The following is a 14,196-nucleotide window of genomic DNA, read 5'->3' as shown; positions in this document are numbered from 1 at the left end:
AGGGGCGGCCGGCGGCCCCGACGCGGCCCGACGGGGTCTACGGCGCGACCACCGCGGACGGCGTGCCACCGGTGAGCCGGAGCAGCTCGTCGTAAGTCATCGGCACCACGGTGTGCGGGTGCCCGGCGGCCGCCCAGAGCAGCTCGTACCCGGCCAGCGCCACGTCGACCACGGTGCGCAGCGGGGCCGGGTGACCCACCGGGGCGACGCCGCCGATGGCCTGGCCGGTGGCCTCGCGGACCTCGGCGGCGCTCGCCCGGACAATCGGGCCGGTGCCCAACCGCCCGGCCAGGTAAGCCGTGTCGACCCGGTGGGCACCGCTGGTCATGACCAGCAGCGGCGCGCCGTCGCAGCTGAACACCAGGCTGTTGGCGATGGCACCGACCTCGCAGTCGAGGGCGTCGGCCGCTTCGGCGGCGGTGCGGGCGGAGTCGGGCAGCACCTGGATCTCGCCGGGCAGTCCGGCCGCCGCGAGGGCGTCGGCGACCGCCTGGCTCCGGGTGGGGAGGGTGGGTGTCATACCGGCATCCTCCCCTGCCCCCGGGCCGCCCGGCCGACGGCGCTCAGGACGGCCCGGACCCCGGCCGCGAGGACGGAGGAGTCCCGGCCGGCGCCCCAGACCACACCTCCCGCCACCCGGGCCTCGACATAGGCGACGGCGTCGCTGTCCGGCCCGCTGCGGACGGCGTGCTCGGTGAACCGGAGGATGTCGACGGCCGTACCGGCGGCACGCAGGGCCGCGGTGACGGCGTCCAGCGGGCCGTTGCCCTCGCCCCGGTGCCCGTCGACCTCGGCCCAGTGGACGTCGGCCTCCTCCCCGGTGCGCCAGTCGACGGCCGGGGCCGCGTCCAGGTAGTGGGAGCGGAACAGCGCGTACAGCTCGTCGGCGCCGACCTCGCGCCCGCTGTCGTCGGCGGACTCCTGGACCACCCGGGCGAACTCGATCTGCAGCCGCCGGGGCAGCTCCAGCCCGTGCCCGGCCTGCAGCAGGTAGGCGATGCCGCCCTTGCCGGACTGGCTGTTGACCCGGATCACCGCCTCGTAGTCCCGCCCGAGGTCGGCCGGGTCGATCGGCAGGTAGGGGACGGACCACGGGGCGCGGCCCGGCGGCAGGCCGAGGTCGGCCGCCGCCTCGGCGTGGTGCGCGAACCCCTTCCTGATGGCGTCCTGGTGGGTGCCGGAGAAGGCGGTGTGCACGAGGTCGCCGGCATAGGGGTGGCGCTCGTGCACGGGCAGCCGGTTGACGTGCTCGACGGTGCGCCGGATCTCGTCGATGTCGGAGAAGTCGACCATCGGGTCGATGCCCTGGGTGTGCAGGTTGAGCGCCAGCGTGACGAGGTCGACGTTGCCGGTCCGCTCGCCGTTGCCGAACAGGCAGCCCTCGACCCGCTGCGCGCCGGCCAGCAGGGCGAGTTCGGCGCAGGCGACGCCGGTGCCGCGGTCGTTGTGCGGGTGGACGGAGAGGATCACCGCCTCGCGCCGGGCCAGGTGGCGGTGCACGTACTCGATCTGGTCGGCGTAGACGTTGGGGGTGGCGATCTCGACGGTGGCGGGCAGGTTGTGGATCACCGGCCGGTCGGGGCTCGCGTCCCACAGCCCGGTGAGACCGTTGCAGACCTCCAGGACGTAGTCCGGCTCGGTCAGGTTGAACACCTCCGGCGAGAACTCGAAGCGCACTCCCGGGCGGTCCCCGGCCAGCCGGGCCATCAGCTCGGCGGCCTCGGTGATCAGGTCGCGCACCTCCTCGCGGCCGCGGCCGAGCACGACGTCGCGCCAGATCGGCGCGGTGGCGGTGTAGAGGTGGACGACGACCCGGGGCAGGCCCTCGACGGACCGGAAGGTCCGCTCGATCAGGTCGGCGCGGGCGGCGGTGAAGACCACGACGGTGACGTCCTCGGGGACGGCTCCGGGAGTGGTGGCCAGCCGGCGGACGAAGTCGAAGTCGGTCCGGCTGGCGGAGGGGTAGCCGACCTCGATCTCCTTGAAGCCCATGGCCAGGAAGAGGTCGAACATCCGCTGCTTGCGCGCCGGGTCCATCGGCTCGGCCAGCGCCTGGTTGCCATCCCGCAGGTCGACGGGCACCCAGAGCGGGGCCTGCTCGATCCGGCGGGAGGGCCACTGCCGCCGGTCGCCGGAGGGCAGCTCGACGCGCTCGTGGGCGGGCCGGTAGCGGTGGTACGGCATGGCGCTGCCGCGCTGCGGGTTCCAGTCGGGAGCGCCGGCCGGGACGGGGCCGGCAGGGGTGCGGAGCGTGGGAAATCGCATGGTGGAGGTCCTTCGTCACGGGGTTGGCACCGGAAGGCGGACCGGCGGCACGGCGACCCGCAGCGGGGTGCCGGTCCGGTCAGACCCCGCTGCGGCCACCGAGAAGGCCGCCGCGGAGGCAGCCGGGAAGGAGACTCCACGACTTCATGCGGGGTACCGTAGCCCTGCATCAACTCCTCAGACAACCTGACAGGTGAACGCGATGTCTCCGCTCGACCCCCTGCGCCCCTCCCCCCTGGTCGACCAGGCGACCCGGCGGATCGCCGAGCAGATCACGTCCGGACAGTGGCCGGTGGGCGGCAAGCTCCCCGGCGAGGTGGCCCTGGCCAAGGAGCTGGGCGTCGGCCGCTCGACCGTCCGGGAGGCGCTGCGCGCGCTGGCGGGGGCCGGCATGGTGCAGAGCCGCCAGGGCGCGGGCGTCTTCGTGACGGCGGACCGGCCCGGCGAGGACTGGTCGGCGCGGCTGCGCAAGGCCGAGCTGGCGCATGTGTACGAGGTCCGGGCGATGATCGAGGTCAAGGCGGCCCGGCTGGCCGCCGTCCGGCACGACGAGGCCGACGTGGCCGCGCTCGACCGGGCGCTGACCGCCCGCCACGCGGCCGGCACGGCGGACGACGCCACCTTCGTGGACGCGGACATCGCCCTGCACGCCGCCGTGGTGGCGGCCGCTCACAACCCGGTGCTCTCCGACCTGTTCGCCGAGTTCGTCCCGGTCCTGCGGGAGCGCCTGGTCGACCTGGTCGGACTGCTGGGGCTGCGCGAGGGCGATCCGCACCACGGCTGGGCGACCCATGCGGAGCTGGTGGAGGCCGTCCGCCGACGCGATGCCGAGGGCGCCGGGCAGGTCCTGGCGGAGGAGCTGGAGGCGACCCTGACCCGCCTGCTCGCGACCTGAACCGCCCGCTCGCACCCGCTCCACACGGCCGCCGACGCCCCGGACCGGCGTCGGCCCGGGCCCCGCACAGCGGCGTCGGGCACCCGCGGACGCCCCGGTCGGGCACCGGTCGGCCGGTTCTCCGGGCAGTCGGCGGTGCACGCTCCGCATACGATCACGCCACTCGGCGTCCGACTGCGGGAACCCCCGGGAGGCCTTTCCCCGCACGGCCCCTTCGTTCACTGATCATTAACGGTTCGATGACAGTGTGTTAAGGCTGTGTGCGCACACCGTCCAGGCAGCGAACGGGTTTTCACTCCTATCACACCGTATGACTAGTATCACTTCGTCAAAAGCTCGTGCCCCCGGACGGTTCGACCCCACCAGGCCGGCCGCCAGTCCCAAGGAGTCAGCTCTGCGCGCGCGTGCGAATCGGCGGCCCCCGACGCCGAAGTCCCCCCGCAGGCGTCCGCGCCTGTCCCTGCGGACGGCGCTGCTCGTCCTGGCCGTCGTCCCCAGTCTCGCCCTCGCCGCCCTCTGGGCGGTCACCAGCGGCCAGACCTTCCTCGACTTCCAACGCCAGGCGGCCCAGGGCCTGCTGGCCCAGAAGGCCGGGCAGCCGTCCAACCACGTCTACTACAACCTCCAGGAGGAGCGCCGGCTCAGCGCCGAGGCGCTCGCCCGGCCCGGCAGCGTCACCGACGCGCTGCGCCGCCAGCGTCAGCTCACCGACGACGCGGTGCGCCAGTTCCAGGCGCTCTCCGACGAGACCGCCGACAGCGCGCCCTCCGAGGTGCGCACCGCGGTCACCGAGGCGCGGCAGGCGATGGGCCGGCTGGCGGAGCAGCGGGCGGCGATCGACCGCGCCGGCGTCGACCAGCAGACGGCCTTCGCGTACTACACCGACCTGATCGCGGTCGACCTGCGGCTGTTCACCGCGCTGAGCCACGTCGACAACGGCGAGGTCACCTGGATCTCCAAGACGCTGGTGGACGCCTTCTGGGCCAAGGAGATGCTGGCCCGCGAGGACGCCCTGCTGGCCCGCGGCTGGCCGTCCGGCAAGCTCGGCGCCGGCGACTACCAGCAGGTCCAGCAGGCGATCGGCGCGCAGGAGCACCTCTTCACCGTGCAGGTCGTCCCCTACATCCCGGCCGGCGAGGCCGCGGTCTGGCAGGACGTCATGAACAGCCCGGCCTGGCAGGCCAAGGCCGCCGTGGAACAGGCGCTGATCAGGGCCACCCCGGCGGACCCGAGCGGCGCCGTCAGGCTCCCGGCCTCCCAGGACCAGTGGCGCCAGGCGCTCGACCAGCTCAACCCGGCGCTGGTGACGGCGATCGAGACCCGCACCGACGGCATCGTCGAGGTCGGCAAGGGATCCTTCCTCTCCCTGCTCACCGCCTTCGTGCTGACCACCGTGATCGGCCTGATCGCCGTCGTCGCGGTGATCCTCACCAGCTGGCGGCTGACCCGCTCGCTGCGCCGCCGGATCAAGGAACTGCACACCCAGGCCCAGGAGCTGGAGCGGACCCTGCCCGAGGTGGTGGAGCGCCTCTCGCGGGGCGAGCAGGTCGACGTCGAGGCCGAGAGCCGGGCCATCACCGCCGACCCGCACGGCAACGGCACCGACGAGCTGGCCCGCCTCGGCCAGGCGCTCAACCTGGCCCGCACCTCCGCGCTGGAGACCTCCGTCCGCCAGGCCGACCAGCACCGCGGCTTCGAGCGGCTGCTGCAGCGCATCGCCCGCCGCACCCAGCTGCTGATCGGCCAGCAGCTGCGCAAGCTGGACGAGCTGGAGCGCAAGCACGAGGACCCGGAGGTGCTGGAGGGCCTGTTCGACCTCGACCACCTCACCGCCCGGCTGCGCCGCTACGAGGAGAACCTGGTCATCCTGGCCGGCGGCCAGCCGCAGCGGCGCTGGCGCAAGCCCGTCCCGCTGCTGGACGTCCTGCGGGCCGCGCAGAGCGAGGTGCAGGACTACCGACGGATCATGCTGGACGTCGAGGGTCACCCGTGGCTCTCCGAGCGCGCGGTCGGCCCGGTCGCGCACGTGATCGCCGAGCTGATGGAGAACGCGGCGAGCTTCTCCAAGCCGCCGACGCCGGTGGAGGTCCGGGCCGCGATGGTCGGCCGCGGGCTCGCGGTGGAGATCGAGGACCGCGGCCTCGGCATGGATCCCGAGCAGTACGACGCGGCCAACGAGCTGATGAGCCGTCCGCCCCGGATGGACGTGCTGGCGCGGGCGGACGACATCCGCCTCGGCTTCTACGTGGTCTCCCGGCTGGCCGCCAACTCCCATCTGAAGATCGAGTTCCGGCCGTCGGCCTTCGGCGGCACGCGGGTGGTCGTGCTCGTCCCCGACGAGCTGGTCATCGACGGCGACGCCGGACTGCCGGACGCCACCCCGGTCGAGCCGATCCCGCTCGCCCGGCGTCCCCACAAGGCGGGGCTGACCGCCCTCGGCGCGGGCCCGGAGCACAGTGCGCCGACGGACCCCGAGGCCACCGTGGCGACGGCGGTCGCGACGCCGACGCCGCCGGCGATCGAGCCGCCGGAGACCGTCCTGGTCTCCTCGGCCGCCGCGCCGAGCCCGGCCGAGGCGTTCGCGCACGTCGAGTACATCCAGCCGCCGGAGCCGGAGCAGCCGGTCCAGCACAGCTCCCCGGTCGACGGCGCGGCCGGCTACGGCAGTGCGGGGTACGGCACCGGCGGCTACGGCGCGGCCGGGTACGGGACCGGCGGCCACGGCGCCGACGGGTACCGCACCGACGGGTACGGGACGGAGACCCACGGCGGCGCGTACGACCCGTCGGCCCCCGCCGCCACCGGGTACGACACGCCCGCCGACCTCGGCCAGGCCCACCCGGCCCCGACCGGCGACGCACCGGCCCGGGTGGCCGCCGACCCGATCGGCGCGCCGGTTCCGCAGGCCCCCGCCTACCCGGACATCGCCTACGCCAAGGTGTCGCCCGCCGAGGCCCCCTACGCCGACGAGCAGTACCGCCCCGCCGACCACTACCGCCTCGCCGAGCGGCGCGAGTACGCGTCGACGGTGCCGCTCACCGAGCCGACCGGCGGGCAGGCACCGCTGCCGCAGCGGGTCCGCCAGGCCAGCCTGGCCGCCGAGCTGCGCGTCCCGCCGCCGCCGGAGGCCGTCGGCGAGCGCGTCAGCGGTGCGCCGGGCATGCCGGGCTCCTTCGGCACGCCGATCGGGTCGGCGAGCGCGTTCCAGCGCCCCCCGCGCCGCTCGGGCGCGGCGATCGGCGCGTTCCAGCGGCAGTCCCGGGTGGCCCGCGGCCAGGACTCCGGCGAGGTCCACCTCCCGGATCAGAGCGTCTTCACCGACCGCGGCTCCCGCTCGGCACCCCCCACCGGACCCGCCGGCTCCCCGACTCCCGCGCCGGGCCCGTCCCCCTGGGCCCTCCCCACCGCGGACCCCCGAACCACTAGGACGGATGACCAGTCATGAACCGTACGATCGCCACCCACCAGGACCTGGACTGGCTGCTGGACGGACTCGTCGACTCGGTGGCCGGGACCAGAAACGCCGTGCTGCTCTCCGACGACGGCCTGGTCGTCAGCCACTCCCGCACCATCGAGCGGGCCGACGCCGAGCGGCTGGCCGCCGTCGCGACCGGCCAGCAGAGCCTCGCCCGGGGCGTCGGCCAGCTGTTCGACGGCGGGCCGGTGCACCAGGTGATCGTCGAGCTGTCCGAGGTATGGCTGTTCATCATCGCCGCCGCGCAGGGCACCCACCTGGCCGTGGTCGCCTCCCAGGAGGTGGACGCCGAGGTGATGTCGGTGGCCATGCACACCCTGGTCCAGCAGGTCGGCCAGAAGCTGAGCACGCCCGTGCGCAGCGACTTCGACGCCTTCGCGGCCAGGAACCGGGGGTGACGCCCCGGTGATCCCGCACTGGAGCGAGGTGCCCGACGAGGACGACGGTGCCGGCACGATGGTGCGCCCATACACCATCACCCGCGGCCGCACCGCGCCCGAGCGCGACGACCTCACCCTGATCACGGTGCTGACCACCGTCACGGACGAGGCCCGCACCGTCCTGGCCCGGGGTTCCTCCCGGCCGGGGCCGCGCGGGCTCCAGCCCGAGCACCGGATGATCCTGGACCGCTGCCGGCGTCCGGCCGCCGTCGCCGAGGTGGCGGCCGCCCTGGACCTGCCGGTCTCGGTCACCAAGATCCTCCTGGGCGACCTGATCTCCCAGGGCCTGCTGCTGGCCCGGGCCCCGCTGTCGGTGGCCCGGGCCGGCGGGGGCGTGGACCTCGGCCTGCTGACGGCCGTTCGCGAAGGACTCCGGAGACTCTGAACCATGGCACCGACCGCACCCCTTCCCCCCTCCGCAGCCGGCACCACCGCCGCGCCCTCCGCCGTGAAGATCCTCATCGCGGGCGGCTTCGGCGTCGGCAAGACCACCCTGGTCGGCTCGGTCAGCGAGGTCGCCCCGCTGCGCACCGAGGAGTACCTGACCCGCGCCAGCGTCGGCGTGGACGACCTGTCCGGCGTGGACAGCAAGGACACCACCACCGTCGCCCTGGACTTCGGCCGGATCACCGTCAGCCCCGACCTGGTGGTCTACCTGTTCGGCACGCCCGGGCAGGAGCGCTTCTGGTTCATGTGGAACGACCTGGTGAACGGCGCGCTCGGCGGCGTCGTCATCGCCGACACCCGCCGGCTGGACACCAGCTTCGCCTCGATCGACTTCTTCGAGAGCCGGGGCATCCCGTTCGTGGTGGCGATCAACTGCTTCCACGGCCACAACACCCGGACGCCGGACGAGATCCGGGCCGCCCTCGACCTCGACCCGCAGGTGCCGATGCTGCTCGGCGACGTGCGCGAGCGCGGATTCGGGCGCGACCTGCTGCTGGCCCTGGTCGACCACCTGATGGACCTCTCCGGCGCCCGGCCCGCACCCGTCGGCTGAACCGGCCCGCCCCGCCCCCGACCGCTTCGACCCCTTTGGGAGACCCCCCGTCATGACCTCACCCCTGCGCGTACTGATCCACGGCGGCGGCATCGGCGGCCTGACCCTGGCCACCGCCCTCGCCCGGCGCGGCCACCGGGTCGACGTGGCCGAGCTGCGCGACGGCCTGGAGGCGCTCGGCGTCGGCATCATCCAGCCCTCCAACGCCCTGCACGTGATGCGCGAGATCGGCGTGCTGGACGCCTGCCTGGCGGCCGGCTTCGAGTGGGAGGTGCTGACCATCTGCGACCCGGCCGGTGCCACCCTCGCCAAGATCCCGCAGCCGCGGATGGGCGACGCCCCGTCCAACAACGGCATACCGCGCCCCGCCCTGGCCGAGGTGCTGAGCGCCGCCGCCACCGCGGCCGGCGCCACCCTCCGCTTCGGCACCACGATCGCCGACCTCACCGACGACGGCGAGGGCGTGGACGTCGCCCTGACCGACGGTCACCGCGACCGGTACGACCTGGTGGTCGGCTTCGACGGCATCGGCTCGCCGCTGCGCCGGCGCCTGTACGGCGAGGCGTACCGGCCCGAGTACACCGGCTTCGCCAACTGGCGGGTGACGCTGCCGCGTTCCCCCGAGGTACAGGGCGTGGTGATGTCCGCCGGGAACCTCCGGGCGAAGGCACTGCTGACCCCGATCACCGACGACCTGATGTACCTGGGATCGGTGTTCGCCGAGCCGGAGGACTTCCGCCCGGACCCGGAGCGCGCCCACGAGCAGCTGGCCGAGCGGCTGGCCGGCTTCGGCGGCCCGGTCGCCGAGGCGCTGGCGCTGGTCACCGACCCGGCCGCGGTGGTCTACTCGCGGATCTCGCAGGTCAGCGTGGAGGAGCCGTGGCACGTGGGGCGGGTGGTGCTGGCCGGCGACGCCGCGCACGCCAGCACCCCGCACCTGGCGCAGGGTGCGGCGATGGCGGTCGAGGACGCGCTGGTGCTGGCCCAGAGCCTGGACGCCGTCGAGGACCCGGCCGGGGACGTCGCGGCCGCGCTCGCCGCCTGGGAGGAGCGCCGTCGGCCGCGCGCGATGTGGGTGCAGGCGCTGTCGCGGGCCGTCCTGAAGCAGGAGACCGGCACGCCGACCACCCCGGAGGAGGACGAGCTGCTGAAGGTCGGCATCCCGGGCGCCGCCCACGTCCTCGTCCAGCCGTACTGACGGCCGCACGCGACCGACCTCCGGCCCCGCACGGGAACCCTCCCGGGCGGGGCCTCGTCGTCCGGTTCCGGCCCTCCCGGCCGGTGCGCGACCCCTGTCGGCCGCCGGGCCGCGCCCCTACACTGCGAGACCGGTCGATTACCGGGGATGACCTTCGTCAGGGGTGGGCGGCATGAGTACCGAGAGTCTGAGACTTCCGCACGAGTACCGGGTGGCGAGCACGCGGATCGGGGGCTTCGCGTTCACCATCCTGCTGTTGTCGTTCGGCGCCCTGCTGCCGCTCTGGGCCGACGAGGGCTTCTCCTCCGGGGTGAAGGGCGCCGGCACCCTGCTGATCCTGGGGCTCTGCCTGCTCCTGGTCATCTCGGCCGCGCAGGCCGCGACCGTGGTGACCGGGGAGGGCATCAGGGTCCGCGGGATGATCCGGCGCCGCCGGCTCGCCTGGGCCGAGATCGCGGAGATCCGCAAGCAGCCCAACCCGAACGCCCACATGGGCCGGGGCGCACCGCAGTTCTTCACCTACGCCCACCTCCGGGACGGCCGGAAGGTCCAGCTGCCGTACGTGGACGACAAGCACGTCGTGGTGGACCGTGAGGTGGCCCGACTGACCGAGGTCCTGGACCGGCACCGGCAGCAGCCCGGTGACGCCGACTGACCGGCGGCGGCCCACACCCGCCGACCGCGGCGCACCTCAGCCCAGCCGGGCCGCCGGGAGCGCTCCGGTGGGGAGCGGGCCGACGTCCGCCGGGGCCGCGAGTGCGCTGAGGTAGTGCTCGCGCGGGACGGCGGTGGCGCCGAGGGTGCGGACGTGGGGCGTGTCCCACTGGGCGTCCAGCAGCCGGCCGCCGGCCGCGGCGAACCGGGCGGCGAGGTCGGCGACGGCGACGCGGCCGGCGTCGGGGCGGCGGTGGAACATCGAGTCGAGGCTGAGGACGGGGCCGGCGGCGACCCCGAAGACCCCGCCGATCAGCTCCTCGCCCTCCCAGACCTCGGCGCTGTGGGCGACGCCGCGCTCCTGCAGTTCGATCAGCGTGGTGCTCAACTGTTCAGTGAGCCACGGTGGTTGACGCCCCTCCGCACAGGCGGCGAGGACGCGTGCGAAGGCCCGGTCGGCGCTGGTCCACCAGTGCAGGCCGTTGCGCAGCCGCCGGGCGAGCCGGCTCCCGAGGCGCACCCCGCCCGGGGCGATCACCGGGCGGGGGTCGGGCGACCACCAGGCGAGCGCGTAGGGGTCGTCCTCGGCGCCGGGCAGCAGCGCCACCTCCCCCGCCGCCACCGCCTCCTCGAACCGGGCCTCGTTGAAGGCGCTCGCGTAGTCGTCGGCGGCGGGCATCGGGAAGAGCCCGCGGTGGTAGGCCGCCAGCAGCACGTCCGCCCCGAGCTCCGCGCCGAACGCCACCGGCCCGTCCCCGGGCGCCCGCCGCAGGTCCAGCCGCTCGAACGCCCCGGACGCACCGGATGCCCCGGACTCCGGGCCCGGCCCGCTCATCGGCGGACCACCCCGAGCGGGGGCGCCAGGAAGCCCTCCGCCGTCAACTGGTCCAGGTAGCGGTCGAGTAACGCGTCGTCCACCGCCGGCAGGTCGATCCCGCTGCCCACCAGGGCCTGTTCTGTGTTGGCCCGGTCGAACAGCGGGAACGTCGGTCGGAAGTACATCTCGCTGATGGACAGTTCGGTACCCGGGCTCCGGTCCACGAAGAGCGGGACGAACGGCGTCATCGGGTGGGTGGGGTGCCCGGCGGCGAACCGGACGAGGTCCTCGACCCAGGCCTTGTACGGGACTTGCTCCACCCGGTGGCCGCGCTCCCGCAGCCGGTCGGCGAGGTCGACGAGGGCGGCCGGGCGCGGCGAGGTCACGTGGTAGACCTCGCCGATCGCGGGGGCGTGGCGGGCGATGTGCGCGACGGCGAGGCTGAACCGGTCAGCCGGGACGAAGTCGAGCAGCAGCCGGACGTCCGGGCAACTCCCGCTGTCCGCCATGTACTTGATCAGCGCGCAGATCTCCGTTCCGGTGTTCATCACCCCGGTGGTGAGGTCGCCGGTGACGTCGTTCGTCCGCAGCACGGTGACCGGCAGCCCGGCCGCCGCCGCGTTGTGCAGCAGTTGCTCGGCGACCCACTTGCTCTCCACGTAGCCGACCGCCAGTCGCTCCGGGTGGGCCAGCGGCGTCCGTTCGGTCACCTCGCCGACGCCGGCCGGGCCGAAGCCGGCGAGCACGGCGAGCGTGGAGAGGTAGTGCACCGGGATGCCCCGCGAGTGCCCGGCCAGCCGGACGATCTCCCGGGTGCCGCCGACGTTGGGGCCGCGCAGCTGGTGGTAGGGGTAGATGAAGTTGACCTGCCCGCCGAGGTGGTGGATCGCGTCCAGGCTCTCGGCGAGCGACTGGAAGCGGTGCTGGGGCAGCCCGAGCAGCGGTTCGGCGAGGTCCCCGACCAGCGGGACCACCCGGCTGTCCAGCACGTCCTGCCTCAGGTACCGCTGCTGGGCGGCGCGGATGCGCTCCACCGCGTGCTCCTCGTCGGGGGCGCGGACCAGGCAGTGGATGCGTGCCCGGGTGGTGGCCAGCAGGGCGTCGAGCAGGTGGGCGCCGCAGAAGCCGGTGGCGCCGGTGAGCAGGATCTCGGCCGGCTCGGCCCGGGAGGGCGCGGGGCGCCAGGACTGCCGGACGGGGGTGCCGAGTTCGGCCTCGGCCGTCCAGTCGACGGCCGTCTCGCCGAAGCCGTTGCGGTCGGAGCGGGCGGCCTGGGTGGCCGTGGCGAAGGCGCGCAGGGTGGCGTCGCGCAGCAGGGAGCGGGTGAGGAAGCGGATCCGGGTGACGTCGATGCCGAACATGATCCGGGCCCGGGCCAGCATCTCCATGGCGAGCAGCGAGTTGCCGCCGAGGGCGAAGAAGTCGTCGGCCGGGCCGACCTCCTCGACGCCGAGCAGCTCGGACCAGAGGTGGGCGACGGCGGGCTCGATCGTGCTCCCGCTGCCGTCGAGGAGCGAGCCCGCGCCGCGGCGGGCGCGGTCGGCCACGTCGGCCCGGGTGTCGGCGCCGCGAGCCTCGACCGCGTGCCGCTCGCCGTCGCCGTCACGCCGCTGGAGTTGCGGCGCGGTGCGCGGCAGCCCGCGCCGGTCGATCTTGCCGGCCGCGGTCAGCGGCATGCTGTCGAGCAGGACGAAGTCGGCCGGGACCATGAAGTCCGGCAGCCGCTCGGCGAGGTACTCGCGGATCTGGGACCGCCGGGCCTGGGCGCCGGAGCCGTTGCGCCCGGCGAGCGTGTAGTAGGCGGTCAGCACGTGCGCGCCGTCCGAGCTGCCGTCGGCCGCGACGCGGGCCTGCCGGACGTCCGGGTGGGAGGCGAGCACGGACTCCACCTCGGCCGGGTCGACCCGGTAGCCGCGGACCTTCACCTGGTCGTCGAAGCGGCCGAGGATCTCCAGCTGGCCGTCGGCCCGCCAGCGGCCGGCGTCGCCGGTGCGGTACATCCGCTCGCCGGGGACGGGCGCGTAGGGATCGGGCAGGAAGGCCTCCGCCGTGAGTCCGGGCGCGCGCCAGTAGCCCCGGGCGAGGCCGGGGCCACCGAGGTAGATCTCGCCCTTCTCGCCGGGCCGCACCGGGCTGAGCCGGGCGTCCAGCAGGTGCAGCCGCACCCCCGGCAGCGGCTTGCCGATCGGGACGGGGGCCGCGCCGGGCCCGACCCCGCCCGCCGGGGCCAGCACCGCCGGGGTGATCTCGCAGAGCGTGGACGTGACGGCCGCCTCGGTCACCCCGTACGCGTTGACCAGCCGGACGCCGGGCAGCCGCGCCAGGCAGTCCCGGCTGTCGTCGGTGTGGACGGTGTCCCCGCCGACCACGACCAGCCGCAGGCCCTCGGGGGCGGGCCCGCCCTCGGGGAGCAGCGCGAGCACGTGGTGCCAGTAGGCGGGCGTGAGGTCGGCGACGGTCAGCCGGAGCTCCCGCATCCGGTGCACCAGTTCGGTCGGGGCCCAGGTCCGCGCGCCGCCGAGGACGAGCGTCCCGCCGCTCACCAGGGTGGCGAACACCTGCTCCAGCGAGGTGTCGAAGCCCAGCGCGGCGAGTTGGAGCACCCGGTCACTCGGGGTGAGCGCATAGGCGTGGATCACCCGGTCCAGCGTGAAGACCAGGGAACGGTGGGTGACCGGCACGCCCTTGGGGGTGCCGGTGGTGCCGGAGGTGTAGATCAGGTAGGCGAGGTCGTCCGGCGTGGCCGTGTCCGTCACCGGGCCGGCGTCCTGGTCAGCGGCCTGGCCGGCGTCCCGGCCGGCGTCCTGCTCGGGCCCCGCGCCCTCGCCCGGCTCCACCCGGGCGTCGGCGCCGAGCACCGGGACCCCGGCGAAGTACCGCTCGTGCGCCGCGACCACCACCTCGGCCCGGCAGTCCTCGACGAGCTGCGCGAGCCGCCGCTGCGGGTGTGCCGGGTCCAGCGGCAGGAACGCCCCGCCGGCCTTGAGCACACCGAGCCAGGCCGTCACGAGGTCCACCCCGCGCTCCAGGCAGACCGGCACCACGCGCTCCGGCCCGATGCCCCGGGCCCGCAGTGCGCCGGCCAGCCGGTCGCTGCGCCGGTCGAGTTCGCGGTAGCTCAGCTCACCGTCCTCGGTGAGGAGCGCGATCGCGTCCGGGTCGTGGGCGGCCCGCGCCCGGAACAGCCCATGCACGGTGTCCGAGAACCCGGCCCGGGCCGGGCCGCGTCCGGCGCCGCCTGACCCCGGGAGCCCGAGCCCGCCCCAGCGCCACTCGCGCTCGACGTGGGCCCGGCACTGCGCGCGCGAGGCCGGCCCGAACACCGTGTGCCAGCCGCCCGGCACGGTGAAGTCACCGGGCCAGATCGCGTACTGACCGTCTTCGTTCCGCAGCACGGCGTGACGTCCGGAGTTCACATCCGAACGTGCGCCCTGTGCGCTGTCGACTGCATC

11 protein-coding genes are annotated in these 14,196 nt (G+C 74.7%); 7 read left to right on the top strand and 4 right to left on the bottom strand.

Features of this window, described 5'->3' with window-relative positions; all coding sequences use genetic code 11:
* Window positions 1-37 precede the first annotated feature (37 nt).
* On the bottom strand, window positions 38-520 hold the full coding sequence (locus ACFVYI_RS09020) for a YbaK/EbsC family protein (RefSeq protein ID WP_387882536.1): 483 nt from the start codon (window positions 518-520) through the stop codon (window positions 38-40).
* Window positions 517-2,265 carry a 2-isopropylmalate synthase gene (locus ACFVYI_RS09015; protein WP_387882535.1) on the bottom strand — a complete coding sequence of 583 codons (1,749 nt, stop codon included), beginning with the start codon at window positions 2,263-2,265 and terminating at the stop codon, window positions 517-519. The genes ACFVYI_RS09020 and ACFVYI_RS09015 overlap by 4 nt, the downstream gene beginning before the upstream one ends.
* Window positions 2,266-2,467: 202 nt before the next feature.
* On the opposite strand from ACFVYI_RS09015, the gene ACFVYI_RS09010 reads away from it, so the two are divergent.
* The 7 genes from ACFVYI_RS09010 to ACFVYI_RS08980 all read left to right on the top strand — a co-directional run bounded on the left by ACFVYI_RS09010 (window position 2,468) and on the right by ACFVYI_RS08980 (window position 9,928).
* Window positions 2,468-3,160 (top strand): FadR/GntR family transcriptional regulator, encoded by a 693-nt coding sequence (locus tag ACFVYI_RS09010; RefSeq protein WP_387882533.1) that lies wholly within the window; start codon window positions 2,468-2,470, stop codon window positions 3,158-3,160.
* Between the two features lie 310 nt (window positions 3,161-3,470).
* On the top strand, window positions 3,471-6,605 hold the full coding sequence (locus tag ACFVYI_RS09005; RefSeq protein WP_387882531.1) for a nitrate- and nitrite sensing domain-containing protein: 3,135 nt from the start codon (window positions 3,471-3,473) through the stop codon (window positions 6,603-6,605).
* Complete coding sequence (locus ACFVYI_RS09000; protein ID WP_329490371.1) at window positions 6,602-7,033, top strand: roadblock/LC7 domain-containing protein; 432 nt, start codon at window positions 6,602-6,604, stop codon at window positions 7,031-7,033. The genes ACFVYI_RS09005 and ACFVYI_RS09000 overlap by 4 nt, the downstream gene beginning before the upstream one ends.
* A 58-nt stretch (window positions 7,034-7,091) precedes the next feature.
* The gene (locus ACFVYI_RS08995; RefSeq protein ID WP_387882577.1) at window positions 7,092-7,460 is read left to right on the top strand and encodes a DUF742 domain-containing protein; all 369 of its coding nucleotides are present in this window, start codon (window positions 7,092-7,094) and stop codon (window positions 7,458-7,460) included.
* 3 nt (window positions 7,461-7,463) lie between these two features.
* Window positions 7,464-8,075, top strand: a complete 612-nt coding sequence (locus tag ACFVYI_RS08990) for an ATP/GTP-binding protein (RefSeq protein ID WP_387882529.1) — start codon at window positions 7,464-7,466, stop codon at window positions 8,073-8,075.
* Window positions 8,076-8,127: 52 nt separating this feature from the next.
* On the top strand, window positions 8,128-9,273 hold the full coding sequence (locus tag ACFVYI_RS08985) for an FAD-dependent monooxygenase (protein WP_387882527.1): 1,146 nt from the start codon (window positions 8,128-8,130) through the stop codon (window positions 9,271-9,273).
* A gap of 172 nt (window positions 9,274-9,445) precedes the next feature.
* Window positions 9,446-9,928, top strand: coding sequence for a PH domain-containing protein (locus ACFVYI_RS08980; protein ID WP_387882525.1), 483 nt, complete (start codon window positions 9,446-9,448; stop codon window positions 9,926-9,928).
* A gap of 36 nt (window positions 9,929-9,964) precedes the next feature.
* Here ACFVYI_RS08980 and ACFVYI_RS08975 read toward each other — a convergent pair whose 3' ends face one another.
* Entirely contained in the window at window positions 9,965-10,762 is a 798-nt protein-coding gene (locus ACFVYI_RS08975) for a leucyl/phenylalanyl-tRNA--protein transferase (protein WP_387882523.1), read from the bottom strand.
* The gene (locus tag ACFVYI_RS08970; RefSeq protein WP_387882575.1) at window positions 10,759-14,160 is read right to left on the bottom strand and encodes an amino acid adenylation domain-containing protein; all 3,402 of its coding nucleotides are present in this window, start codon (window positions 14,158-14,160) and stop codon (window positions 10,759-10,761) included. Before ACFVYI_RS08970 ends, ACFVYI_RS08975 begins: the two co-directional genes overlap by 4 nt.
* Between the last annotated feature and the right edge of the window lie 36 nt (window positions 14,161-14,196).

This window comes from Kitasatospora sp. NPDC058218 (genome assembly GCF_042882445.1).
GTDB lineage: Bacteria > Actinomycetota > Actinomycetes > Streptomycetales > Streptomycetaceae > Kitasatospora.
Note: the sequence above shows the minus strand (reverse complement) of the source record. Positions and strands in the feature narration are given on the sequence as shown.